We start from the raw sequence: 23,848 nt of genomic DNA, 5'->3' as shown, positions 1-23,848 counted from the left end.
GCCGCAACGCGCCATGCGCGCACCCCACTGCAAGGAGCCCCAAATGAAATGCCCAACCTGCCCCGACTCGGTACTGATCATGGCGGATCGACAAGGTGTGGAGATCGACTACTGTCCGCGATGCCGGGGCGTCTGGCTGGACCGTGGCGAGCTGGACAAGATCCTGGAGCGCTCTGCAATGGCCACGCCAGTGTCACAGGCCTCGGCGCCGCGCGAACGGCCGGCATCACCTGCCTACCACGGTGATGACCACGGGCGCGGTGGTCATGACGGTTATGGCAGTCGCAATGGCCATCACGGCAATAAACGCAGGAAGTCCTGGCTGAACGAGCTTTTTGACTAAGATGACCAAGGCGGTCGAAGCGGTTGATACGACGGCAGGAAGCTGAAGGAAGAAAGGGGGCGATCGAGCACTGTTGATCGCCCCCTTTGACTGTAGAAGCCGTGTCAAAACGATTCTGGCGTCGTTGCGGGGACTTGCCGTACGACTTGTACTGTCTGCGGCCCCGCGTCTAGCCCGAACCGCTTCGCTTCATTTTGAAACGGCTTCTTAGTGCCTGATAACACCCAGCCCTCCGCTCAACCCTCCTTGCCGTCGATGCGTGCGCGCGTCAGGTAAGGCGTGTATTTGACAAGGTAGAGCACGAGGGACAGCGCCCACAGGACGCCCGACGCGGCGATGGCCTCGGGCTTCAGCGCCGGCAGGGCGATCGGACCGGCCACCCGCGCAATGGCGGCCAGCGCCATGCACAGGTAGGCCAGGTGTTCCATGCGGCCCGTTTCCAGGCGGCGGCCGGAATGGCCCAGCGCCGTGCGTGTCACCATCGCGATGATGGCGCCCCCGATCACGCCGACGGTCAGCGCATGGAGCGCGGTGGAACGGTCCACCCAGCCCAGCGACGCTGCGGCGATCAAGAGGAAACCTATCGGCAGGAATGCATAGGCGGCGTGCAGGATGCTGACGATCGGCTTGCGTACCGTGCGCAGCGAATCCCATCCGGCCAGACGGACGCCCTGCGCGATGGCGGCGGCGAGCGCCAGCGGCGCCAGGATGATCGCAGGTGCCAGCACTGCGCTGGCCAGCGCCGCCAGCAGCGTCAGCGGGATCACGCAGCGTTCGACCCACGCCCAGCGGCGAATGCGGATACCGGGAATCGCATTGGCGGTGAACATTGGAATCACGCGGCCACCGATCACCGTGACAAAGATGGCGACGAGCCCGATCGCGGCTTCTGACGCGTGCAGTGCCCAGTCGATCCGGCCGCTCAGCACGGCGGCGTGGAAGCCGATGTTGAAGGCCCCCATCACGCCGAGCGCGATGGCCAGGCCATAGTTGCGCTGGCTCTTGGCGCGCCGGAGGATGCGGTAGAAGCTCAGGCTGCACAGTGGCAGAAACAGCACATCGACCGTGATGGCCGCCCATGCCGGGCCGCTCCACATCAGCACACGGGCCAGCAGCCACACGCCGACCAATGCGCCGAGCCAGGCCCCCTGCGGCGTTTGCAGTCCGGTCCAGTTCTTGCCGGCGGTGAACAGAAAGCCGACCACTACCGCTGCCGAGAAACCAAACACCATCTCATGCGCGTGCCAGACCATGGTGCCGGCCCACGGCTGGCTGGCCGGCGTCCACCAGCCAAGGTACATGGCGACCCAGGCCACCACGGCCAGGGCGCCGAATGCGGCGGCCAGCAGATAAAACGGGCGAAAACCCAGCGCGAGCACGGGCAATCCGCGATAGCCGGCCTGGGAGCGGGAGGGTGGGGAGATTTGCAGCAGGACTGACATGATCGGAGGGGAAGGTGCGCGTGACGCAATCGATTCTATGAAACATGCATCTTAAATGCAATTTAAAACTTCGGATGTCATGCGTCGGGTTGCATGAGTGCAAATCCCTAGGCGCTGTTACCCCGACCCCCTACCGGAGTAGGGCGAAATCGAGGGGCCCACAGCCGTTAGCCAGCAAACAACACATGCAGGGCGTTGGCGTGATGGCGCGGACGACACCTGTAACGCGTGATACGGGGATTTTCAGTGCTCAATGCATCACACTGTGATGCAACAACATCCATATCGCCGAGGAATCGGCAACTGGGGGTAGCTGTGAAAATCCGCGATCTGTCGATCAAGACCAGGCTCCTTGCGGGGTTTGGCGCGCTGGCACTCATCGTGCTGGTGGTTTCGGGGCTGTCTTTGCGTGCGCTGAGTCAGGCGACCGACGGGTTCAGTGCCTACATCAACGGGCTCAACGCCCGTGGCGAGATGGCGTCCAAGGTGCGCACGTCAGTCGATCGTCGCGCCATCGCCGCGCGCAATCTCGTGCTGGTCACCACGCCGGCAGACATCAGTCTGGAAAAGGAAGCGGTGCTCAAGGCGCACGACGACGTGAAGGCGCGGCTGGGCCAGCTTAACGAGATGATCAAAGCCGAGGGTGTAAGCGAGACCGCCCGAAATCTGGTGGCCGAGGTCGACCGCATCGAGGCGCGTTACGGTCCCGTGGCCACGGCCATCGTCGCCCTGGCGCTCGAGGGCAAGCGTGACGCCGCCATCGAGAAAATGAACAACGAATGCCGCCCACTGCTGGCCGAGCTGATCAAGGCGACCAACACCTATGCCAGCTTCACCAAGGAGCGCCAGGACGAAATGATCCGGAAGCTGCAGGACGACTATGTCGCGCAGCGCAATCTGCTGATCATCGTGTCGCTAGCCGCGGTGGCCTTTGCCATGACCGGCGGCATGTTGCTGACCCGCGCGATCACCGGGCCGATAGAGCGCGCCGTGGGCGTGGCCAGCACCGTCGCGCGCGGCGAGCTTGGCATGCGCATCGAGGTGAATTCCACCGACGAGACCGGCCGGCTGCTCGGCGCATTGCGTGACATGAACGAGCGCTTGAGCGAAACGGTGGCGCGCGTGCGCGAGGGCAGTTCGAGCATCGCGGTGGCCACAGGCCAGATCGCCGAGGGCAACATGGACCTGTCGAGCCGTACCGAGCAGCAGGCGGCGTCACTGGAGGAAACCGCGGCGAGCATCGAGGAACTGGCGGCGACGGTCCGCCACAACACCGAGAACGCCCGACAAGCCAGCGAACTGGCCCGCAACGCCACCGAAGTGGCCCAACAGGGCAGCAGCACCGTGGGCCGCGTGGTCGATACGATGGAAGGCATCAGTGCAAGCTCGACCAAGATCGCGGAGATCACCGGCATCATCGAAGGCATTGCATTCCAGACCAATATCCTGGCGCTCAACGCCGCAGTGGAAGCTGCGCGTGCCGGCGAGCAGGGGCGCGGGTTTGCCGTGGTGGCCAGCGAGGTGCGTGGGCTCGCACAGCGGTCGTCGAGTGCGGCCAAGGAAATCAAGGAGTTGATCGACGCATCGGTTGCCCAGGTGCAGGCTGGCTCGTCGTTGGCCAGCGAAGCGGGCAAGACCATGACCGACGTCACGCAGGCCGTGGCTCGCGTCACCAATATCGTCGACGAGATTGCCACCGCGTCCGCCGAGCAGAACCGTGGCATCGAGCAGGTGAACCAGGCGATCGTGCAGATCGATCAGGTCACGCAGCAGAATGCCTCGCTGGTGCACGAGGCCGCGGAAGCGTCGAAGGCGCTTGAGGAGCAGAGCCGGTCGCTGGACGATGCTGTGGCGTTCTTCAAGCTGCCATCGGGCGGCGGGCGCCTTCATGACGCGCACCGCGCCGTCGTTGGTCAGCGGACGGCAGGCATCGCGTTCACGTAAGCCGCGTCTGTAAGCGTGCGCAGGAAGGCGACGATGTCGTCGATCTCGCCTTCCGTCAGCGCGGCCGGCATGTCTGGCCGCCGGTTCATCGGCGGCGAGTTGACGTTGATGTTGTCGCGATAGGCAGCGGGCACATCGTCGAACGTCCTGCCGCTGGCATACCACTTGCCCGGATCGATCGATCGCGTGTTGTAGAACGCCACGGCATCGCGCAGCGTCGTGAACACTCCGTTGTGCATGAAGCGCTGACGAACGGCCACGTTGCGCAGGCCGGGTGTGCGTATGTACCCGCACCACTGGTCGGGATCGGGCCAGCGCAACGTGCGCGCGGTGGCGCAGAGCCCGTTGTCGAAGTGCCTGGGATCGCGGTTGGCGGGCAGGGCGCGGTTGCGCGGCACGGCGATCGCGTCGTAGCCGAAGTCCGTGAACAGCGACCGCTCCGGCCGGCTCGCGGTATCAGACAGCGTATGGCAACTCATGCAGTTGCCCTTGTCAGGGTTCTTGAATAGTGCCAGTCCGCGCATCTCCTGCGGCGCCAGCGGTGTGCGGCGGCGCAGGTAGTCGTCAAAGCGTGACGTGAACGGCGCCATCTCGTCGCTTTGCATGTACGCCTGCAGCGCTGCGCCCAGGGCGCGGAGCATTGCCTGCGGGGCCTTGCGCACCGCCGGGCCGAACTGCGCGGCCATTGCCGGCGCCAGATCGGTGTCGTTGACGTTGCGCAGCAGCCGGGCCGGGCTGCCGTTGTTCATCTCGTTCGGATCGAGCAGCGGGCCGCGTACCTGCTCGGCAAGCGTGTCTGCGCGGCCGTCGGCGAACAGGCCACCGAACGGTGATGCCGCAGGGGCATCGTCGTCCTGATAGAAATGCCGGCGCGGCACGTAGCGCACATATAGCAACGAAGGTGGATTGCGCAGACTGAAGTGCCCTGGGCGACTGCCTTGCGGCACGCCGGGGCCACGCTTTCCGTCGTCTGGCAGCGTGGGCGAGAACGCACGCGCCGGGTCATGGCAGCTTGCGCACGACTGCCCGCGCGGTATCGACAGGCGCGGGTCGAAGAACGCGCGCTTGCCGAGCGCCACCAACGCCGGATCTGGCCGAAAGATGCCGGTAGTGGCATCGACCTTCGCGGTCACCTTGGGCGTGCCATTGCCGATGGTCGCCACCACCCGCGCGGGCGGTGCGCCGGGCAGCAGCACGGTGCCCACCGCGCCGGCGTGGCCTGTCACCGCCCAGAGTGCAAGGGCGGCGACGGCAGGTCTTGTTGGTGTCATCAAGGTGCGATCAAGGTGCGATAAAGCCGGTCTTGTCGCACGTCACCGTGTTGCCGGTCTGGTTGCAGGTGGCCATCAGCTTGCCGTCCTTCGCGTAGGCCTTGAAGGTCCACCCGGTGGCCGGCGAGGCCTTGCGGTCCATTACCAGGAAGCCGAAGCTGGCATGGTGCGTGATCCGGTCGATCGTCGTGCCCGGAGCCGGCACGCTGCCGGCAGGCAACGGATCGGGCAGCGCGACGTCGAGGTTGTCGCCGCCGTTGCCGGTCACGATCGTCGCCGGATGCGCCGACGCGAAGTTGATCGCCTGGAAGTCATGCACGTGGCCGTGCAGCGCCACGTGAATGCCAGTCGGGTAGTACGCCTGCGCATTCAGGTTCGACATCACCGACTGCAGCGCCAGGTTGCCCGGCGCCGGATTCGCGCCGGCTATCGGGGCGAAGCCGAGGATCGGGTGGTGGTTCGTGAAGATCGTGGTGGTCATGCCCGGCTTGGCAGCCAGCGTGGCCACGGTCTGGAACTGCTTCTGGTAGGCGATGAACTGCGGATCGGTGGTCGGCAACGCTGCCTTGCCAGCCTTGGCCGAGTCGAACACGATCACCTGCGAACCGCCGCCCAGCGACACCGCGTAAGGGTCGGCGTAGTTGCCGGTGCTGTCATTGACGGGGTCGTCGCACGAACGCGTGGTGTCGAACGGGCGCGGATCGAGGAAGCGAGACCAGCCCTGGCCGGCACGCGCGCATTCCTCGTGGTTGCCGCGCACCACCACCCACGGCGCCTTGGCCAGCAGCGGCGCGGCGGGCTTGAACAGGTCAGCCTGCCACGTATCCCAGCCATAGCCCCACGGGCTGCCCTGGCAACCGGCGATGTCCGGCGGGCAGGCGTTCTCGCGATAGTGGTAGTCGCCGATGTGCAGCACGAGGTCGGGATTGAAGCCCGCTGCCGTGGTTGCCACCGTGGAGAGCGGCCAGGCGTCGGTGTCGCTGCACGCCTGCCATGCGTTGTCGGCCTTCTTCAGGCGGCAGCCCGTGTCGGCCAGCACCACGATGCGCTGCGGCAATGCCTTGGGCAGCGGCAGTGTCTGCGTGCCGATGGCCGCGCTGGTGGCGGTGGAAGCCACGGTGGCCTCGCACACCGATACCGGGAACTCGGACGGCTTCGAATCGGCCGGAGCGCTCGCAGTGGTCCGCAGCGGCACGGTGGCGGGGCCCACGCGCAGCGTCATGCGCGTTGCCTTGCCATCGACGGTCAGCATCGGGCAGACGCCATTTGCACCGGCGTCGGCTGGCGCGACATAGCTGGTGACGGCGCGTGCGATGGCCTGGTTGCTGTCACCGATCTCGACCCACGCGGCCTGGATGTTGGCGCTCGCGGTGGCCGCGTCGGCCGGCGTGACCGTGGGTGGCGTGGTGGTGCCGCCGTTGCCGCTGCCGTTGTTGCTGCTATTGGCGTTGGTGTCGTCGCTCCCGCAACCGTGCAATCCAGCCACGGCGACGAGCGCTACCATCCCGGCTGTCCAGCCGAGGGCTTTTTTTGTGCGCATGGATTTCTCCCCTGTTAGGGGCGCAACCGTACAGGCCGAGTGTGTAATAAATATGACGGTCTATGCTCACGCTGAGGTGCAAGCCCGAACGCGCGGCAACGATACGTACGTGTTCGCGATCAGCCTGGATATGCCGAACCCGGGCGTCGCGCCGAAGCGCCAGGAGATTGCGCGCGCGGTGCTCAAGCAGGTGGGCGCGCTGTCCTGAGCGACGGCCCGGGTCTCTGTCTGATCGCTAGGGCGCGAGCTGGTCGAGCACGGTGGCGGCGGTCTGGAGGCCGCTTTCGATCAGGTGCTGCACGTAGGCGCCCATGTGCGGCATCACCAGCGCCAGGACCAGCATGCCGCCCAGCAGCGTGACGGGGAAGCCCACGGCGAAGATTGAAAGCTGCGGCGAGGCCCGGTTCAGGATGCCCATGGCCAGGTTCATCGTCAGCAGCGCCGCGATCATCGGCAGCGAGAGCAGCGTACCGGCGGAGAAGATCATCGATCCCGCGCGAGCCAGCACGCCCCAGCCGTGCCCGGAGAGCGGCACGCCGGAGATGGGCAGGCCCTGGAAGCTGTCGATCAGCGCGGCCAGCATCATCAGATGACCGTCGAGCGCCAGGAACAGCAGCATGGCCACCATGTTCAGGAAGCGTGACAGCACCATGGTCTGGCCGCCGGCCGCGCGATCGTAGAACGACGCGAACGACAGACCCATCTGCAGGCCGATGACTTCACCTGCCATCTGCACCGCGGCGAATACCAGGCGCATTGCGAAGCCCATCGACAAGCCGATGCCGACTTCGTTGAGGACGATCAGCAGGCCATCGAGCGAGTAGACCGGCACGGTGGGGATATTGCCGATCGTAGGGGAGATGATTATCGAAAGAGCGGCTGCCAGCAGGATCTTGAGACGCCGGGGAATCGTCGATTCGCTGAGCAGCGGCGCGGAAGAGATCAGCCCCAGCATCCGGAACATCGGCCACAGGAAGGTGGCGATCCAGCCGTACATCTGGGCGGTGGTGACCTCGATCACGGCGGGCTATTGGGAAGGAAAAGGGAAAAGGGTACGGCGGCCGGATCAGTGGGCCAGGGCGGGGATGCTCTGGAACACCTGGCGCATGTAGTCCACGAAGGTGTTGATCATCCACGGGCCGACCAGCACCATCGTCGCGAACAGCGCGATGAGCTTGGGGATGAAGGTCAGCGTCATTTCGTTAATCTGCGTCGCGGCCTGGAACAGGCTCACCACCAGACCCGCCGCCAGCGCCACCAGCAGAAGCGGTGCGGCCAGCATCAGCGTCATCTTCATCGCCTGCGTGGCGATGGTCATCACCATTTCCGGTGTCATGGCGGGCCTCCGGTCAGTTCATGAAGCTCTGCGCCAGGGAGCCCAGCAGCAGTTGCCAGCCATCGACCAGCACGAACAGCATCAGCTTGAACGGCAGCGAAATGGTGGCGGGTGGCACCATCATCATGCCCATCGCCATCAGCACGCTGGCCACGACGAGGTCGATGATGAGGAACGGGATGAAGATCGTAAAGCCGATCTGAAACGCGGTCTTCAGTTCGCTGGTGACGAACGCCGGCACCAGCACCGTGAACGGCACGTCCTCGGGGCCCTGCAGTTCGGGCGTTTTGGCCATCTGCGCGAACATCGCCAGGTCCTTCTCGCGAGTCTGACGCAGCATGAACGCGCGCAGCGGCACGGCGGCGCGCTGGGCGGCGGTCTCGAGGCTGATCTTGTTTTCGGAGAGCGGCTGGTAGGCGTCGGTGTAGACCTTGTCGAACACCGGCGACATGACGAAGAACGTCAGGAACAGCGACAGGCCCACGAGTACCTGGTTGGGCGGCGACGATGCCGTACCCAGCGCGTTGCGCAACAGGCCCAGCACGATGATGATGCGAGTGAAGCCCGTCATCATCAGCATGGCCGCCGGCAGGAACGACAGCGATGTCAACAGGACCAGCGTCTGGATCGACAGCGACCAGGTCTGGCCGCCGCCGGGTCCCGGCCGGCTGGTCACGCCGGGCAGCGACTGGGCCAGCGCCGATTCGGGCGCGAGCCACAGCACGAGCGGCAGCAATGCCAGCAGGGTGGCGGCCACGCGCGGCAGGCGCGCGGGATGCCGTGCGACGTCGGCACGCAGCGAGTTCATTTCTTGAGGTTTTCCTGCATGGCGCGCATCAGTCGCTCGCCGAATCCGCCCTGCATGTTCCGGGACACTCCTGAGTCCGCCTGGGAGCCCGGCCGCGAATCGTCCGGAGAACCGGTGTGCGGTTGTGCTTCCAGCGTGTGAAGCGGACGGATTTCATTGGGCGACACACCAAGCACCAGCCAGGTACCGCCCACTTCCACCGTGACCACCCTCTGGCGCGGACCAAGCATCAGGCTGCCGACCACCTTCATCGACGCATTGCCCGAGCCCTGGCGCACCAGGCCGACGCGCCGCGCCACCCATGCCATCGCCAGGATCAGCGCGATGACGGCGAACAGGCCCAGACCGGCTTGCGCCAGGCTGGCCCCACTGCTGATGACGGGAGCGTTGGCGCCGGTGTTGCTAGTAGTGGCGCTGGTAGTGGTGTTGGTCGCGGCGCCGCCGGTGGGCATGCCCGCCTGGGCCGTGCTGAGTACGACGTCGGCAGCCTGCGCGCCGGAAGCGGCAACGCCCGCAAGGGCAATGCCCGCGGCAAGCCGGCGCGCGGCAACCATCATTTGTTGAGCTTCCGGATACGTTCCGACGGCGTGATGATGTCCGTCAGGCGGATGCCGAACTTGTCATTGACCACCACCACTTCGCCCTGGGCGATCAGGTAGCCGTTGACAAGCACGTCCATCGGTTCGCCGGCCAGGCCGTCGAGTTCCACGACCGAACCTTGCGCCAGTTGCAGCAGGTTCTTGATGGGTACCTTGGTGCGGCCGAGTTCCACCGTGAGCTGCACGGGAATATCGAGAATCATCCCGATATCGTTGTGGAACCCCGGCGGCGCTTCCTGCGCCAGCGGCGGGAATACCGTGGAAGCTGCCGGCGTGGCGGCAGGCATGGCTTGCGCCGCCGGTGCGGCAGCGCTGGGCGCCGGCGCGGCAGTGGACGTTGCCTGCTCGGCGCTGGTCTGCTCCGCGAGGGCGCTGGCCCAGTCGTCCATTGGATCGACCGGCTTGTCCTGGGTGCCGTCAGTCATGATCGGTTTCCTTGTTGGAATCGCTGTCTTGGTAATTGAGCATCCGTTCCACGCGCAGCGCGTACTGGCCGTTCATGGTGCCGAAGCCGCACTGCATGACGGGCACGCCGTTCACCTTGCCGAAGATGTGTTCCGGCAGTTCGATCGGCAGCACGTCGCCTTCGCGCATTGCCAGGACCTCGGCCACGGTGCTGCGCAGGTGCGTGAATTCGGCCACCAGTTCCACTTCGGCGGCACGTAGCTGGTTGGAGAGCTGGCCGAGCCAGCGCTTGTCCACCTCGACCTCGTCCTGCAGCGGGTTCATCAGCAGATCGCGCAGTGGCTCGATCATCGAGAACGGGATGCAGATATGAAGCTGCCCGCCCACGGCGCCCAGTTCGATGTGGAACGCGGTGGTGACCACGGCATCGTTCGGGCCGGCGACGTTGGCGAACTTCGTGTGCATCTCCGAGCGGACATAGTCGAACTCGATCGGATGCACGGTGCGCCAGGCCTGGCCGTAGCTGGAAAGCGTGAGGTCAAGCATGCGGCGGATGATGCGCTGCTCGGTCTGGGTAAAGTCGCGGCCTTCCACGCGGGTGTGGAAACGGCCATCGCCGCCGAACAGGTTGTCGACGACGAGAAACACCAGGTTCGGGTCGTACACGAATAGCGCGGTGCCCCGCAGCGGCTTCATGTGGACCAGGTTCAGGTTGGTCGGGACGGGCAGGTTGCGCACGAAATCGCCGTACTTCTCGATCCGCACGGTGCCTACCGAGATGTCGGCGCCGCGGCGGATGAAGTTGAACAGCGCGGTGCGCAGGGCGCGGGCAAAACGCTCGTTGATGATCTCGAGCGTGTGCAGGCGGCCGCGGACGATGCGCTCCTGGTTGGCCAGGTTGTACGGACGCACGCCGCCATCGTCGGCGACCGGCGCGCTTGCCACGGGCGCATCGGATTCGCCCGATACGCCTTTCAGTAGTTCATCTACCTCGTCCTGCGAGAGGAACTTGTCGTAGGCCATCTAGTGTCCTGCCCCGTGAACGGCTTTAAGGATGAAACGGTCCATGGCCGGCTTCAGGCGCCGCGCGCGATGCGGCGGCAGAGGTGAAGTTCGGCGGGCAGTTTCATATCGGATTTGGTTCAGGGTTCGCGAGGCAGGCACACGGCTTACTGCACCACGAACGATGTAAACAAGACGTCCAGGATCTTCTGCGGCGGTAGGCCTGCGGCAAACGGCTGGCTGATGGTCGCCTGGATGTCGCGTGCGAGCTTCTGCTTGCCCTCGACGGTGGCGAGATCGGCTGGCTGGCGTGCCGAAAGCAGCAGCAGGATGCGGCTACGCGCTTCGGGCAGGTACTGCGACAGCCGTGCCTGGGTGTCGCTGTCCGCCACCTTCAGAGACAGGCCGGTGTGCAGGAAACGGTCGCCATCCTCGCTCTTGAGGTTCACGGTGAACGCATCCAGCGGCACGAAGATCGGCGGTGGCACCACCGGGGCAGCAGGAGCCGCCGGTTGACGGCTGCCACCGATGATGTTGCCCAGCACGAAGCCGCCAACGCCCAGCGCCACCACCAGCACACCGCCGCCGATCAGCAGGAGCCGGCCGCGCTTGCTCGGGGTGCCACCGGTCTGGGAGGGGGAAAGCGTGTTCGCCATGAGATGCCTGTGTCGGAATGCCTGCATTCTTCCCGAATTGCAGGCAAGCAAAGGGCCGATAAAAAGGGGGAATCCCGCTCAGCTTGGCCGTTTGAGCTGGGCGGACGTCGGGCGCACGGGTGCATAGGAGCGCCATTTGCGCCTCCTTGCTGGTTAACGAATGTGAAGAGCGGAACTTAAGACCGGCACGGCGGGCGAGTCACCAGGTCCGTCCGCGCGGCACCGTGCGGCCAAGTGGGGCTCCGGCAAAGTGCTTGCGGGGGCAGATGAATCGTGTTTCGGTAAGTAATTGATCTGTAACGGTTTGCTCGTATCGACTCTTATATAAGATATAAGACATTTGATCTGGCGGGGACTTCGGTCTACAATCACGCGCAACTGGCCGCCTTGCGCACCAGTCCTCACAGAGACGGCAGTACCGTTACAACCCTATTACCAGCAGGTTCCTATGCTTGATACCTATCGCGCCCATGTCGCCGAACGCGCTGCGCTTGGCATTCCCCCTCTGCCTCTGACCGCCAAGCAGACCGCCGACCTGATCGAACTGATCAAGAACCCGCCGGCGGGCGAGGAGCAGGCGCTGCTGGACCTGATTACCTATCGCGTGCCTGCAGGCGTGGATGACGCCGCCAAGGTCAAGGCCTCGTACCTGGCCGCCGTGGCCCTGGGTTCGGAAAAGACCCCGCTGATCTCGCGCGCCCGCGCTACCGAACTGCTCGGCACGATGCTGGGCGGCTATAACATCTCGCCGCTGATCGAGCTGCTGGACGATGCCGAAGTGGGCACCGTGGCTGCCGAGGCGCTGAAGAAGACGCTGCTGATGTTCGACGCCTTCCACGACGTGAAGGAAAAGGCGGACAAGGGCAACGCCAATGCCAAGGCCGTGCTGCAAAGCTGGGCCGACGCCGAATGGTTCACGAGCCGTCCGGAACTGCCGCAATCGCTGACGATCACCGTGTTCAAGGTGCCGGGCGAGACCAACACCGATGACCTGTCGCCGGCCCCTGACGCCACCACGCGCCCGGACATCCCAATGCACGCGCTGGCCATGCTGAAGAACAAGCGCGAAGGCGCCGCGTTCCAGCCGGAAGAAGATGGCAAGCGTGGCCCGGTCAAGTTCATCGAGTCGCTGAAGGACAAGGGCCACCTGGTGGCCTACGTTGGCGATGTGGTCGGTACCGGCTCCAGCCGCAAGTCGGCCACCAACTCGGTGCTGTGGTTCACTGGCGAAGACATCCCGTTCGTGCCGAACAAGCGTTTCGGTGGCGTGTGCCTGGGCAGCAAGATTGCTCCGATCTTCTACAACACGATGGAAGACGCCGGCGCGCTGCCGATCGAACTCGACGTGTCGAAGATGGAAATGGGCGACGTGGTGGAACTGCGTCCCTACGAAGGCAAGGCCCTGAAGAACGGCGAAGTCATCGCTGAATTCAAGGTGAAGTCGGACGTGCTGTTCGACGAAGTGCGCGCCGGTGGCCGCATTCCGCTGATCATCGGCCGTGGCCTGACCGCCAAGGCCCGCGAGTCGCTGGGCCTGCCCCCGTCGACGCTGTTCCGCCTGCCGCAGAACCCGGTCGACACCGGCAAGGGTTTCACGCTGGCCCAGAAGATGGTCGGCCGCGCATGCGGCCTGGCCGAAGGCAAGGGCATCCGCCCGGGCACGTACTGCGAACCGAAGATGACCTCGGTGGGCTCGCAGGACACCACTGGCCCGATGACCCGTGACGAGCTGAAGGATCTGGCTTGCCTGGGCTTCTCGGCCGACCTCGTGATGCAGTCGTTCTGCCACACCGCCGCTTATCCGAAGCCGGTGGACGTGAAGACGCACCACACGCTGCCGCAGTTCATCAGCACCCGTGGCGGTATCTCGCTGCGTCCGGGCGACGGCGTGATTCACTCGTGGCTGAACCGCATGCTGCTGCCCGACACCGTGGGCACCGGCGGCGACTCGCACACCCGCTTCCCGATCGGTATCAGCTTCCCGGCCGGTTCGGGACTGGTTGCCTTTGCCGCCGCCACCGGCGTAATGCCGCTGGATATGCCGGAATCGGTGCTGGTCCGCTTCAAGGGCAAGATGCAGCCTGGCGTGACGCTGCGTGACCTGGTCAATGCCATTCCGCTGTACGCGATCAAGCAGGGTCTGCTGACCGTGGCCAAGCAAGGCAAGCAGAACATCTTCTCGGGCCGTATCCTCGAAATCGAAGGTCTGCCCGACCTGAAGGTGGAACAGGCCTTTGAACTGTCCGACGCCTCCGCAGAGCGTTCGGCCGCCGGTTGCTCGGTGCGCCTGAACAAGGAACCGATCATCGAATACATCAACAGCAACATCACGCTGCTGAAGTGGATGATCGCCGAAGGCTACCAGGACCCGCGCAGCCTGCAGCGCCGTATCAAGGCCATGGAAGCATGGCTGGCCGATCCGAAGCTGCTGGAGCCGGACACCGACGCCGAGTACGCCGCCGTGATCGAAATCGATCTGGCCGACGTGCACGAGCCGATCGTGGCCTGCCCGAACGACCCGGACGACGTGAAGACGCTGTCCGACGTGGCCGGCGCCAAGATCGACGAAGTGTTCATCGGTTCGTGCATGACCAACATCGGCCACTTCCGTGCCGCTTCGAAGCTGCTGGAAGGCAAGCGCGACATCCCCGTGAAGCTGTGGGTCGCCCCGCCGACCAAGATGGACCAGAAGCAGCTGACCGAGGAAGGCCACTATGGCGTGTTCGGCACCGCTGGCGCGCGTACTGAAATGCCGGGCTGCTCGCTGTGCATGGGTAACCAGGCACAGGTGCGCGAAGGCGCGACGGTGATGTCGACCTCGACGCGTAACTTCCCGAACCGTCTGGGCAAGAACACGAACGTGTATCTCGGCTCCGCCGAACTGGCTGCCATCTGCTCGCGCCTGGGTCGTATCCCGAACAAGGAAGAGTACATGGCCGACATGGGCGTGCTGAACGCCAACGGCGACAAGATCTACAAGTACATGAACTTCGACCAGATCGAAGACTTCAAGGAAGTCGCGGACACGGTGTCGATCTAAGTGTCGATGTTCCTCGGCGGCGACGCCGAGGAGCGAACTGAAGTCCGATGAACCCCGCGTGCGCGTGAAGCGCACGCGGGGTTTTTTCATGGGTGATTGCGCAAGCCCGATCAGGATTGCCTGATGGCTGCCGCGTGTGACTGTCATTGGGGGGATGGACCAGCGTGAAGGAGATCGGCCGGATCGTGCTGGCTAGTGGCTGATTCTCCGGTCGCCGCTTACGCGTGATCAGCTGCGGCCAGCATCACGCATTGCTCGCTGGTGCGGATGCGGTCTGTCGGCGTGTGGTGCCATGCGCGGCCCGGCTCTCCTTGGGGCTGCAACCGAACTGCGCGTGATACCAGCGCGAGAATCCGCTCGGCGCGGAAAAGCCGAGGAGGGTCGCCACCTCGGTCAATGGACGATCGCTCTCGATGACATGACGCGTCGCGAGCTCCGTACGGATTTCATTGACCATCGACGAGAAGCTCTGCCCACGTTCGGCCAGCCGGCGCTGGACCGTGCGGCACACGACGCCCAGGTGATCGGCGACCTGCTCGGCGCTGCAACGGCCACTGGGCAACAGCAGGAGGATGGTGCGCCGCACGTCCTCGAGCATCGTCGCCTGTTGCATGACGGCCGACTCGTCTATCAGTTGCTGCGCGTAGCGCGCCATGGCCGGATCGGCCCACGGGTTGCGCGCATCGAGATCGGCCTTCGCGCAGATGATGCCGTTGAAGTCACAATCAAATTCGACGTGGGGACCGAAGAACCGGTGGTGCGCGCTCAGGTCGTGCGGCGCGGGATGTTCCAGGCACACGCGTTGCGGCTGCCAGTCGGCCTTGATGAGCTGACGTATCAACCGCACCATGACCCCAAGCGCCAATTCAACCCGTTGGCGAGTTGGTTGATGGGCGTTGCCAGCGATCAGCACCTCGCGAATGATGACCCGTCCGCCGCAATCCTCGACCGCCAGTGACTGCGCGCCGTTGAGCAACGGTTGATAGCGCATCAGCAGGGTAAGGGAGTCACGCAGCGTCGCCTGGTCGCGGATCAGCATGCCGACCGCCCCGAGATTGGACAGCAGGCGCGACTCGGCCATGGCCAACCCGAAGCTCTCGTTGCCCGACATGGTTGCGGAGGTCTGAAGCAGGCGACCGTAACGCTCGACGGGAATCATGAGATCTGGTTCGCGCAGCACGCTCGGACTGATTCCTGCGTCCATCATCATCCGCACCGGATCGAGCCCGGCGGCACGAGCGACCTCGCTGTAGTTGGTGAGGGCTGCGGCCCGGACAAGTAACGACATCGGGAACTGACTAAAGAATGAAAGCCCATGATAGAGAGCGGCAATGGGTTGTCAAGCGGGAGGAATCCCGAGCTTCAGGCGCGAAGGTAAGGTTGTTTGCGCTGCATTCGCCTCATCGGCGATCCCCGGCTTTCCGCGTTGGAATCGCTGTCGCCAAAAGCCAAATCACGACGCGATAGGCAAAGCGGGAAGGGGGGGTAGGGCGGGATGATCCGAATCGGGAGTCCCTGAGCAATCGTCACATCGATGGCGATGATGACCCCCGTCCGATAGAAAGGAGCCCCCGATGACATGGATCACTCACGGTGCCCGCCAGGCCATGGCGCTCGCACTCGTCCTTGGTTCTGCGCTGCCGGCCATGGAGGCGGCCCGGGCCGCCGACTGGCCCACCAGGCCCGTGCGGATACTCGTAGGCGCTCCCCCGGGTGGTACGGCGGATATCGTGGCACGCCTCGTTGCCCGTGAGTTGCAGGCATCGCTTGGCCAACCGGTCATCGTCGACTACAAGGCGGGCGCGGGGGGCACCATCGCCGTCCAGACCATGCTGGCTTCGCCGCGAGACGGCTACACGTTCCTCTTGATCCAGAAGGGGATCGCATCGGAAGTGCCTCATGCCATCAAGGTGTCCTACGACCCTTTCAAGGACATCGTCCCGATTGCTCAGCTTACGCAATATGGTCTCGTTCTCGTCGGGAATCCCAATCTGCCCGCGAAGGACCTCGGTGAGTTGGTCAGGTACGTGAAGTCGAAGCCGGGCAAGTTCGACTATGCGAACTTTGGCGTCGGCACGCGCGGTCAGACGATGGGTGTGCAGTTCAATCGCGTTGCCGGGCTCGATGCTGGCACCGTGAGCTACAAGGGCTCACCGGCCGCGCTGCAGGATGTGATGGGTGGACAGGTGCCGCTCATGTTTGACGGTCCGGCGACTTCGCTGCCGTTCATCAAGGCGGGGAAGCTCAGGGCCTATGCGGTGGCATCGCCCAGGCGAATGGCCGCGCTGCCTGACGTTCCGACCTTTACCGAGTCGGGATATCCAGACCTGCAGGACGTGAGCTGGATGGGGATCTGGTCCGCCCAGGGCGTGCCGCCAGCCGTGATGACGAAAATGCGCGACGCGACGCTCAAGGTGACGCAATCTCCGACGCTCCGGCCAAGGCTCGAGGACATGGGTATGGAGCCCGGTTCGCCGGCTACCACCGATGAGCTTCTCAAGGATGTGCGCGAGTCGTACGAGCGTCAGGGCGCGTTGCTGCGCTCCATCCACTTCAAGCCGGACTGATGGTGAATCGACGGTGAATCGCGGCGCTGGTTGCCAGCGCCGCGATGCGTTGACTCAGAGTTGCTGAACCAGTTCTTCCGCCAGCGGCCATGTGCCAAAGCCATCCACAGGTCCGAGATGCCCGACTTCCCCGGCGTCGATGCAACGACTGCCCCACGCCTGCGCCAGTTCCTGGATTCGCTCGAATTTTCCGAGCGGATCATTGCGGCTTGCGACCACGATGCTCGGGAATTTCAATTGTCGACGTGGAATCGGCGTCCAGCCTTCCTTTGCCAGCGTCGGCAGATCGGTGTATCCGGGCGGCAAGGGGTTGTCAAAGTCGGCCGGCGCAGCAAGCAGCGCGCCTTGCACCGCGCACTTCGTCTCCTGTGCCCAGTGAACGGTAATCAGGCAGCCCACGCTATGCGCGACGAGGATGACCGGCCCTGGGATGCCGCTGACGACACGCTCGAGGTTCTCCACTCTCGCGCGGCGCAACCTCTTGTCGTGATCGATCTGCGGCACGATGCGCACCGCTCGCCCCTGCTGCTGCAGGCGCTCCGCAAGCAGTGACTGCCAGTGCTCAGGCATGTGATCGCGAAAGCCGGGAACGATTACGACCGTTGGCTGGTTTCCGGATGTCATGGAATGCACTCTCCTCTGTCTTTCAGCTCAGTACGGGATATCACCGACGATGCCGGCGCGCTCCATCTTGCGCGGCGCCGGATAGTAGTCGTTGACGGCGTAGTGCTGCGTGCTGCGGTTGTCCCACACCGCGACATCTCCCTCCTGCCAGGCCCAGCGCACCTGGTACTCCGGAATGGTGGCGCGGCTGGTCAGATAGTTGAGCAGCAGCGAGGCGCCAGGCGATTTGTCGATGCCATGGCGCACGTTGGCCGGCGTGCTGTAGTTGGTGAAGTGCGTCGTGAACGAGGCACCGACGAACAGGATCTTCTCGCCGGTTTCCGGGTGGATGCGCACCACAGGATGCTCCACCGGTGGATGATCCTGCGCCAGCTTCGCGCGGTTCTCCGGCGTCATTACCGCCCCGAAACTGTGTTCGATGCTGGCCCTGGCGCGCAGGCCGTCGATCTTCGACTTGATCTCATCGGGGAGTTCCTCGTACGCCTTCACCATGTTCACCCAGATGGTGTCACCGCCGATCTCGGGACATTCGAGGCAGCGCAGGACAGCCCCCATGGCCGGATTGGGGCGCCACAGACCGTCGCAGTGATAGCTGTTCTCGAAGCTGTGCGGGTTGTCGCTACGGTAGACCTTCACCAGGCCCGGGTAGTCCGGAACACTGCCAACCACGGGATGGTCTTCCAGCTTGCCGAAGCCGCTGGCGAAGGCCACGTGGTCGGCGCGCGTGATTTCCTGCTTGCGAAAGAAGAGGACCCGGTGCTTGAGCAGCGCCGCGCGGATCTCGGCGAAGACTGCCGGATCGCGTGCCGCCTCGCCGATGTTGACGCCGGAAATCTCGGCCCCGATCGCAGGGGTGATTTGCCTGATCTTCATTTCCATGTCTCCTGCTGTCTTGTAAGTGCCTGGCAACGAGTATCTGGTGTTCCAGGCATCCATGCTTACTTCGGCAGGACATTCACTTTCCAATTCGCGACATTCCGGCCGTAGCAGCGGCCTGCGAAGGTCAAGTTCCGTAGCATGCGACATCGCACCGGGCAGTTCATTTTCGAGCGAAGTAACGGAGGGCATCCACCATGGCAGCACCACAGAGCAAGGTGATCGTCACCTGCGCCGTGACCGGCAGTATTCACACCCCCACAATGTCGCCTTATCTCCCCATCACCGCCAGGGAGATCGAAGACGAGGCCGTTGCCGCGGCGGAGGCTGGCGCGGCCATTGTCCATCTCCATGCGCGAAACCCGGAGAATGGCCAGCCATCGCAAGACCCGGCCCTCTTTCGTGCGTTTCTCCCACGGATCGCGGCCCGTTCGGACGTCGTGATCAATCTCACGACTGGTGGCGCCCCCAACATGTCGGTGGAAGAACGCTTGCAGCCGGCACTTCAACTCAAGCCCGAGGTTGCCTCGTTGAACATGGGGTCCATGAACTTCGGTCTCTATCCGATGCTCGCCCGGCACGCGACGTTCAAGCACGACTGGGAACGTCCTTACCTCGAAGGCTCCGAGGACCGTGTGTTCCGCAACACGTTCAAGGAGATCCGCTACATCCTCGAATCCTGCGCCGACAACGGCACACGCTTCGAGATCGAGTGCTACGACACGAGCCACCTTTACACGGCCGCGCACTTCATTGATCGCGGCATCCTCAAGCCGCCTTTCTTCATCCAGTCCGTGTTCGGCCTGTTGGGCGGCATCGGCACGCACGCCGACGATGTCATGCACATGCGCCGCACCGCGGAGCGCCTGTTCGGCAAGGACTACTACTGGTCCGTGCTCGGCGCTGGTCGCAGCCAGATGCCGATTGCATCGATGGCGGCGGCGATGGGCGGAAACGTCCGCGTTGGCCTGGAGGATTCACTCTGGGAAGACCGCGGCAAGCTGTCCACCAGCAACGCCGACCAGGTCAAACGCGTGGTTGGCATTCTGAGGTCGCTGAACCTCGACGTGGCATCGCCGGACGAGGCCCGCGACATGCTGCAGCTAAAGGGCCGCGATGCCGTCGCGTTCTGACCGGCCGATCTTCCCCAAGGGCTCACGAACAGTCTCGCCTGACTTATCCAAGGAAACGCTTATGTCTCATCCTGTTGTCTTGATTACCGGCGCGACCGCCGGCATCGGCCGTGCGACGGCGCTTGCCTTTGCAGCCAAGGGCGCGCGGCTGGTCTGTTCCGGGCGGAATGCCGCAGCCGGAGACGCCCTCATCTCCGAACTTCGGGAGATGGGCGCGGAAGCAGACTTCCTGGCGGCCGATGTCAGCCGTGAGGACGATGTCATGCGTCTTGTCAGTCATGCCGTCGAGCGCTTTGGCTGCCTCGATATCGCAGTGAACAGTGCCGGGACGGAGGGCACACCGGGGTCGATCGTCGAGCAGACCGTCCAGTCGTACGCGACGACGTTCGATGCGAACGTCCTTGGGACGTTCCTTTGCATGAAGCACGAGCTGAAAGCAATGATCGGGCAACAGCGCGGAGTCGTTGTCAATCTGTCGTCCACGATGGGCAGTCGCGGCAATCCGCGCAATCCGATGTATGTGGCGAGCAAGCACGCAATCGAGGGCCTGACCAAGTCCGCGGCCCTTGACGTCATCCAGGCGAATGTCCGCGTCAATGCCGTGGCGCCGGGCCCGATTGAAACGGCCATGCTCGGGCGCATTGCCGGTGGCGCGGATCGGCTTGCCTCCGTCGCTGCGACGATCCCTGCCGGGCGCGTTGGCACCCCGGAAGAGGTCGCCGATGCGATTCTGTTCCTGGCATCCGATCAATCGACGTACATCACGGGGCAGATCCTTCATGTGAACGGTGGGAAGACCGCCGGGTAAGTCGGCGGTGTCCCGGGGGCGCGGTCAAGGGCCCCGGGAATGTCGGGGCTGCGGCGCGCGCTGCAGCGATCAGGAGCGATCAGTACCTGATGGTGCCGGGGCTCCCGCCAGCGACAGAAATGGCATCGCCATTGATCGCCACACTCACTGGCGATGCAAGGAATGCCACGACGGCTGCAACCTCGCGGGCTTCCACAATGCGGCCCAGCGAGGTCCTTGCCGCGGCCCAGGCCTCGAATGCCGCGTCGGTTGTCTCCGTCCGTGTCGCTCCGGGATGGACCGCCGTGACATTGATGCCCTTCGGCCCGAGTTCATCCGCCAGATTCTTGGTGATCGCAGCCACGCCGACGTTGCGCAGCGTGGCAATGGGGCGGCCGGTGCGATAGATCGCCAAGCCACCAATGTTCACGATCCGTCCCCAGCCATTGGCAATCAGGTGTGGCGCGAGCGCCCGCGCGGTGCGCAGATAGCCAATCACCTTGATGTCGATGTCTTCAATGGCTTGCGCATCGTCGATTTCATCGAGCCGGGACGCCGATGAGATTCCACCGGGCAATGCAGCGGCGTTGACCAGTATATCGATGCCGCCCAATGCGGCGATGGCCTGGTTCACCATGCTGTCCACGGAAGCCTTGCTGGAAGTGTCGACGGCGAGTGGCACGATCCGTCTTCCTGTCAGCGTCGCCAGCTCCGCAGCCGTCGCTTCCAACGCCGCGCGTCCACGGGCTGCCACCACCACGTCGACGCCTTCTTGCGCGAGCTGGAGCGCAATCGCCTTGCCGATACCCCGGCTGCCGCCGGTGACTATCGCTCGTTTGTCCTTCAGACCAAGATCCATGGTTCGCTCTCCCGCAGTATGCGGACAACGTCAGTGAAGCCGGAAGTCGCCTCGAGTCGCCTCAAGTCGCATCAAGGCGCTTCCGGCCGAACGCTCAGAACACGTGTCGAATCCCCAATGCCGCGCCGAACATGGATTTCTGTCCGTTGGCCAGCGCATAGGAATTGCCCAACGCCAGGCTGGTCGCGAAGCCGCTCGCTGCCGATTCCATCGCCAGGCCGGCGTTCCTGCTGTATGCCGTGGTCAGGTACACGTCCGTTCGCTTGGAGAAAGCATAGTCTGCGATCAGGGCAATCTGCCAGGGGTTGGCCACGCCGTTGTTTCCACCCAGGTTCTTCACGTTCTGATAGTCATACTCGAGCGTGAAGTCCAGCGCCGACGAGAAGCGGTATTGGCCACCAATCCAGTAGAAGTCATCGCGCAGGATCGTCGTGCCGCCCGGATCCTTGTTCTGCCCCCATCGGTAACCACCCATCAGCTTCGCCGTATCGTTGAACGCGTAGCTGGCCATGACAACGGCCTTCTTGAATGTGCCATTGCCCGTGCCGATGGTCGGATTCCACTGGTCATAGCCAATACCCAGCCCGACCGGCCCAGCCAGATAGCTCAAGGCGACACCATAGGCCGAATCGCGGCGGAACTGGCCCGGTACTTCACCGGCACCACCCGCCGTCGGCACCGTGGGGTAGGTGGACGGCAGCGTCGTGCCAACCCCGAACGACCAGTCCGCCTGCGCGGTGAAGGGGCCGAACGTCCCTGAGTACTTGACCGTGTTGTCCTGGCGGAAATTGGCCCCTGCCACCACACCCGTCGGCTCATACTGCGTGGCATATCGCGCTGGGACGAAGTTGGCCATGGTGGAGAAAATCGATTGGTACTGTCGGCCGAACGTGAACACACCGAAGCGTGTGTCGAGGCCCACGAAGGCCTGGCGCCCAAACATGCGTCCACCCTGTTGCAGCGTGCCGGTATCGGCATTGAAGCCGTTTTCCAGCACGAAGATCGACTTCAGGCCGCCCCCGAGGTCTTCGACGCCGCGAAGACCCCAACGCGATCCGGAGTAGCCGCCAGAATTCTCGCGAAACACCGTCTGGGGTGGACCGGGGTTGTAGCCGTTACCTGCCTGCGGCACGGCCCCGACGTGGTTGACGTATTCCACGTTCACATCGACCACACCGTACAAGGTCACGCTCGATTGCGCGTTGGCCGCGCCACACGCGCAAGCGGCGGCCAGGGCAAAAAGTCTCTTGTTCACCAGCACTCCTCCACGTTCATTGTTTTGGTTTCCAGGCTGGTAACGCGCGGGCGCCACCGGCCTGGAACGTTGCCAGGTCCGAATCGAAGTCCGGTTCCCTTTCTTGCGCAGAACCCGCGCGTTTATCCATGGGCGAGCACGGCTCTCGCCCTTTGTGTGAGCGATGGCGTTCGTCCTGTCTTGCGCTTGGATTTGCAGTAGAGCTACGGGCAAGGCAGATCAACGGCTTGCTCCGCTTTGCGTCGCGAATTCCACTCGCCGTCGACGCAAGACGCCGGGCACCGTGGGCGCCTGGCGGTCGTCAATCCACTAGTCGATCTGAATCCCCGCATCGGTGGCGATCTTCGACCAGACATCGAGGTCGTGGCTGACCGTCTCGCCGAATTGCACCGCTGTCTTCACAGGCGGGGGACCAAAGTTCATGGCCTTCATCGTGGCAGCGAGATCCGGGGATGCCTGGGCCTTGTTGACCTCATCGGACAACCGCTTCACGATCGCCGGGTTGGTTCCTGCCGGTGCGAACATGCCGAACCAGCCCACCGCATCGAACGCGTAGCCCTGTTCACCCATGGTCTTGACCTCCGGTAGCTGCGGCGCGCGAACGTTGCCGGCAATGGCAATGGCGCGGACCTTCCCGGAGCGCAGGAATGGGACTGGCGCGCCCGGGTCTGTCCAACCGATCTTCACGATTCCCGAGGACAGGTCGGTCAGCAACTGGGTCGAAGTCCGATACGGGACGTGATCGGTCTTCATGCCGGTCTGCTTCTTGAGCCATTCCATCATCAACTGGCCTGACGATCCCGTGGCCCAGGTTGCGTAGCCGTACTTGTCCGGGTTCGCCTTGAGCAGCTGGATGAGTTCCGGCAGGCTATGGACCGGCAGGTCGTTGCTCACCAGCAGTACCACGCCACCCGAGGCCGTCTCGGCGATGGGTACAAGGCTTTTCTTGGGGTTGTAGGGGATGGTCTTCAGTACGGCCGGGGCAACGACCATGTTCGATGCCGTGGTGTAAAGGATCGTGTATCCGTCAGCAGGCGCCTTGACGACAGCGTTGGTCCCGATGACGCCACTGCCGCCGGGCCGGTTATCGACAACGACAGGTTGCTTCAGCGCGATCGACAGACGCTGCGCCATCAGGCGCGCCAGCGCATCGACTCCGGACCCTGCCGACGACGCCACGACCATCTGAATCGGGCGCGAGGGCCAGACGTCCTCAGCCAGTGCCTGCGCTGAAGCGCACAGCGCCAGAAGCGCCGCAGCACCCAGCACGACCGCAGTCGGCTTTTGCATGCGTAATGCCATTGTCTACCTCCATGTACTTGGTCTTTTGACGGTCGCTCAACCGATGTGTGAGGTCGATG

At 64.1% G+C, this 23,848-nt stretch carries 23 protein-coding genes; 7 read left to right on the top strand and 16 right to left on the bottom strand.

Annotated features, from left to right (window positions below; translation table 11 throughout):
* The first annotated feature begins 43 nt into the window (after nt 1-43).
* Nucleotides 44-343 (top strand): TFIIB-type zinc ribbon-containing protein, encoded by a 300-nt coding sequence (locus RMET_RS27145; protein ID WP_008651884.1) that lies wholly within the window; start codon nt 44-46, stop codon nt 341-343.
* A 236-nt stretch (nt 344-579) separates the two neighbouring features.
* Here RMET_RS27145 and RMET_RS27140 read toward each other — a convergent pair whose 3' ends face one another.
* Nucleotides 580-1,785 carry an NnrS family protein gene (locus tag RMET_RS27140; protein ID WP_011519712.1) on the bottom strand — a complete coding sequence of 402 codons (1,206 nt, stop codon included), beginning with the start codon at nt 1,783-1,785 and terminating at the stop codon, nt 580-582.
* Between the two features lie 315 nt (nt 1,786-2,100).
* Here RMET_RS27140 and RMET_RS27135 point away from each other — a divergent pair, with 315 nt between their 5' ends.
* Nucleotides 2,101-3,729, top strand: a complete 1,629-nt coding sequence (locus RMET_RS27135) for a methyl-accepting chemotaxis protein (RefSeq protein ID WP_035821769.1) — start codon at nt 2,101-2,103, stop codon at nt 3,727-3,729.
* On the opposite strand, the gene RMET_RS27130 is transcribed toward RMET_RS27135, so the two are convergent.
* Together RMET_RS27130 and RMET_RS27125 are read right to left on the bottom strand one after the other, a co-directional pair.
* On the bottom strand, nt 3,699-5,000 hold the full coding sequence (locus tag RMET_RS27130) for a cytochrome-c peroxidase (RefSeq protein WP_011519710.1): 1,302 nt from the start codon (nt 4,998-5,000) through the stop codon (nt 3,699-3,701). The genes RMET_RS27135 and RMET_RS27130 overlap by 31 nt on opposite strands.
* 10 nt (nt 5,001-5,010) lie before the next feature.
* Nucleotides 5,011-6,540 (bottom strand): metallophosphoesterase family protein, encoded by a 1,530-nt coding sequence (locus RMET_RS27125; RefSeq protein WP_011519709.1) that lies wholly within the window; start codon nt 6,538-6,540, stop codon nt 5,011-5,013.
* A 52-nt stretch (nt 6,541-6,592) separates the two neighbouring features.
* Between RMET_RS27125 and RMET_RS33775 the strand changes: the two genes are divergently transcribed.
* Complete coding sequence (locus tag RMET_RS33775) at nt 6,593-6,748, top strand: hypothetical protein (RefSeq protein WP_196776427.1); 156 nt, start codon at nt 6,593-6,595, stop codon at nt 6,746-6,748.
* A 27-nt stretch (nt 6,749-6,775) separates the two neighbouring features.
* Here the strand turns inward: RMET_RS33775 and fliR are convergent, their stop codons facing one another.
* The 7 genes from fliR to fliL all read right to left on the bottom strand — a co-directional run bounded on the left by fliR (nt 6,776) and on the right by fliL (nt 11,346).
* Complete coding sequence (fliR, locus tag RMET_RS27120; protein ID WP_011519708.1) at nt 6,776-7,561, bottom strand: flagellar biosynthetic protein FliR; 786 nt, start codon at nt 7,559-7,561, stop codon at nt 6,776-6,778.
* Nucleotides 7,562-7,606: 45 nt separating this feature from the next.
* Entirely contained in the window at nt 7,607-7,876 is a 270-nt protein-coding gene (gene fliQ, locus RMET_RS27115; protein WP_011519707.1) for a flagellar biosynthesis protein FliQ, read from the bottom strand.
* A gap of 13 nt (nt 7,877-7,889) precedes the next feature.
* On the bottom strand, nt 7,890-8,684 hold the full coding sequence (gene fliP / locus RMET_RS27110; protein WP_011519706.1) for a flagellar type III secretion system pore protein FliP: 795 nt from the start codon (nt 8,682-8,684) through the stop codon (nt 7,890-7,892).
* A complete protein-coding gene (fliO, locus tag RMET_RS27105) occupies nt 8,681-9,241 on the bottom strand; it encodes a flagellar biosynthetic protein FliO (protein WP_011519705.1) in 561 nt (186 codons plus the stop codon). Before fliO ends, fliP begins: the two co-directional genes overlap by 4 nt.
* Nucleotides 9,238-9,708 (bottom strand): flagellar motor switch protein FliN, encoded by a 471-nt coding sequence (gene fliN, locus RMET_RS27100; protein WP_011519704.1) that lies wholly within the window; start codon nt 9,706-9,708, stop codon nt 9,238-9,240. Before fliN ends, fliO begins: the two co-directional genes overlap by 4 nt.
* Complete coding sequence (gene fliM, locus RMET_RS27095; RefSeq protein ID WP_011519703.1) at nt 9,701-10,711, bottom strand: flagellar motor switch protein FliM; 1,011 nt, start codon at nt 10,709-10,711, stop codon at nt 9,701-9,703. Before fliM ends, fliN begins: the two co-directional genes overlap by 8 nt.
* A gap of 146 nt (nt 10,712-10,857) precedes the next feature.
* Complete coding sequence (fliL, locus tag RMET_RS27090; RefSeq protein WP_017514583.1) at nt 10,858-11,346, bottom strand: flagellar basal body-associated protein FliL; 489 nt, start codon at nt 11,344-11,346, stop codon at nt 10,858-10,860.
* Nucleotides 11,347-11,794: 448 nt separating this feature from the next.
* Here fliL and RMET_RS27085 point away from each other — a divergent pair, with 448 nt between their 5' ends.
* Nucleotides 11,795-14,386 (top strand): bifunctional aconitate hydratase 2/2-methylisocitrate dehydratase, encoded by a 2,592-nt coding sequence (locus RMET_RS27085; RefSeq protein WP_011519701.1) that lies wholly within the window; start codon nt 11,795-11,797, stop codon nt 14,384-14,386.
* A 244-nt stretch (nt 14,387-14,630) separates the two neighbouring features.
* On the opposite strand, the gene RMET_RS27080 is transcribed toward RMET_RS27085, so the two are convergent.
* Nucleotides 14,631-15,674, bottom strand: a complete 1,044-nt coding sequence (locus RMET_RS27080; protein WP_011519700.1) for an AraC family transcriptional regulator — start codon at nt 15,672-15,674, stop codon at nt 14,631-14,633.
* Between the two features lie 286 nt (nt 15,675-15,960).
* On the opposite strand from RMET_RS27080, the gene RMET_RS27075 reads away from it, so the two are divergent.
* Nucleotides 15,961-16,953 carry a Bug family tripartite tricarboxylate transporter substrate binding protein gene (locus tag RMET_RS27075; RefSeq protein WP_011519698.1) on the top strand — a complete coding sequence of 331 codons (993 nt, stop codon included), beginning with the start codon at nt 15,961-15,963 and terminating at the stop codon, nt 16,951-16,953.
* Between the two features lie 54 nt (nt 16,954-17,007).
* Here RMET_RS27075 and RMET_RS27070 read toward each other — a convergent pair whose 3' ends face one another.
* Both RMET_RS27070 and RMET_RS27065 read right to left on the bottom strand, forming a co-directional pair.
* A complete protein-coding gene (locus RMET_RS27070; protein WP_011519697.1) occupies nt 17,008-17,577 on the bottom strand; it encodes an RBBP9/YdeN family alpha/beta hydrolase in 570 nt (189 codons plus the stop codon).
* 27 nt (nt 17,578-17,604) lie between these two features.
* Nucleotides 17,605-18,450: a TauD/TfdA dioxygenase family protein gene (locus tag RMET_RS27065; protein ID WP_011519696.1), complete on the bottom strand. Its 846-nt coding sequence runs from the start codon at nt 18,448-18,450 to the stop codon at nt 17,605-17,607.
* 200 nt (nt 18,451-18,650) lie between these two features.
* Between RMET_RS27065 and RMET_RS27060 the strand changes: the two genes are divergently transcribed.
* Complete coding sequence (locus RMET_RS27060; protein ID WP_011519695.1) at nt 18,651-19,586, top strand: beta-keto acid cleavage family enzyme; 936 nt, start codon at nt 18,651-18,653, stop codon at nt 19,584-19,586.
* Between the two features lie 61 nt (nt 19,587-19,647).
* On the top strand, nt 19,648-20,394 hold the full coding sequence (locus RMET_RS27055) for an SDR family NAD(P)-dependent oxidoreductase (protein ID WP_029307076.1): 747 nt from the start codon (nt 19,648-19,650) through the stop codon (nt 20,392-20,394).
* A 79-nt stretch (nt 20,395-20,473) separates the two neighbouring features.
* Here RMET_RS27055 and RMET_RS27050 read toward each other — a convergent pair whose 3' ends face one another.
* From RMET_RS27050 to RMET_RS27040, 3 genes are all read right to left on the bottom strand, one after another.
* Nucleotides 20,474-21,232, bottom strand: coding sequence for an SDR family NAD(P)-dependent oxidoreductase (locus RMET_RS27050; RefSeq protein WP_011519693.1), 759 nt, complete (start codon nt 21,230-21,232; stop codon nt 20,474-20,476).
* Nucleotides 21,233-21,326: 94 nt separating this feature from the next.
* On the bottom strand, nt 21,327-22,487 hold the full coding sequence (locus RMET_RS27045; protein ID WP_011519692.1) for a porin: 1,161 nt from the start codon (nt 22,485-22,487) through the stop codon (nt 21,327-21,329).
* A 309-nt stretch (nt 22,488-22,796) separates the two neighbouring features.
* A complete protein-coding gene (locus tag RMET_RS27040) occupies nt 22,797-23,789 on the bottom strand; it encodes a Bug family tripartite tricarboxylate transporter substrate binding protein (protein WP_011519691.1) in 993 nt (330 codons plus the stop codon).
* Between the last annotated feature and the right edge of the window lie 59 nt (nt 23,790-23,848).

This window comes from Cupriavidus metallidurans CH34 (genome assembly GCF_000196015.1).
Taxonomy (GTDB): Bacteria; Pseudomonadota; Gammaproteobacteria; order Burkholderiales; family Burkholderiaceae; genus Cupriavidus; species Cupriavidus metallidurans.
This window is presented reverse-complemented; position numbering and strand designations above follow the sequence as displayed.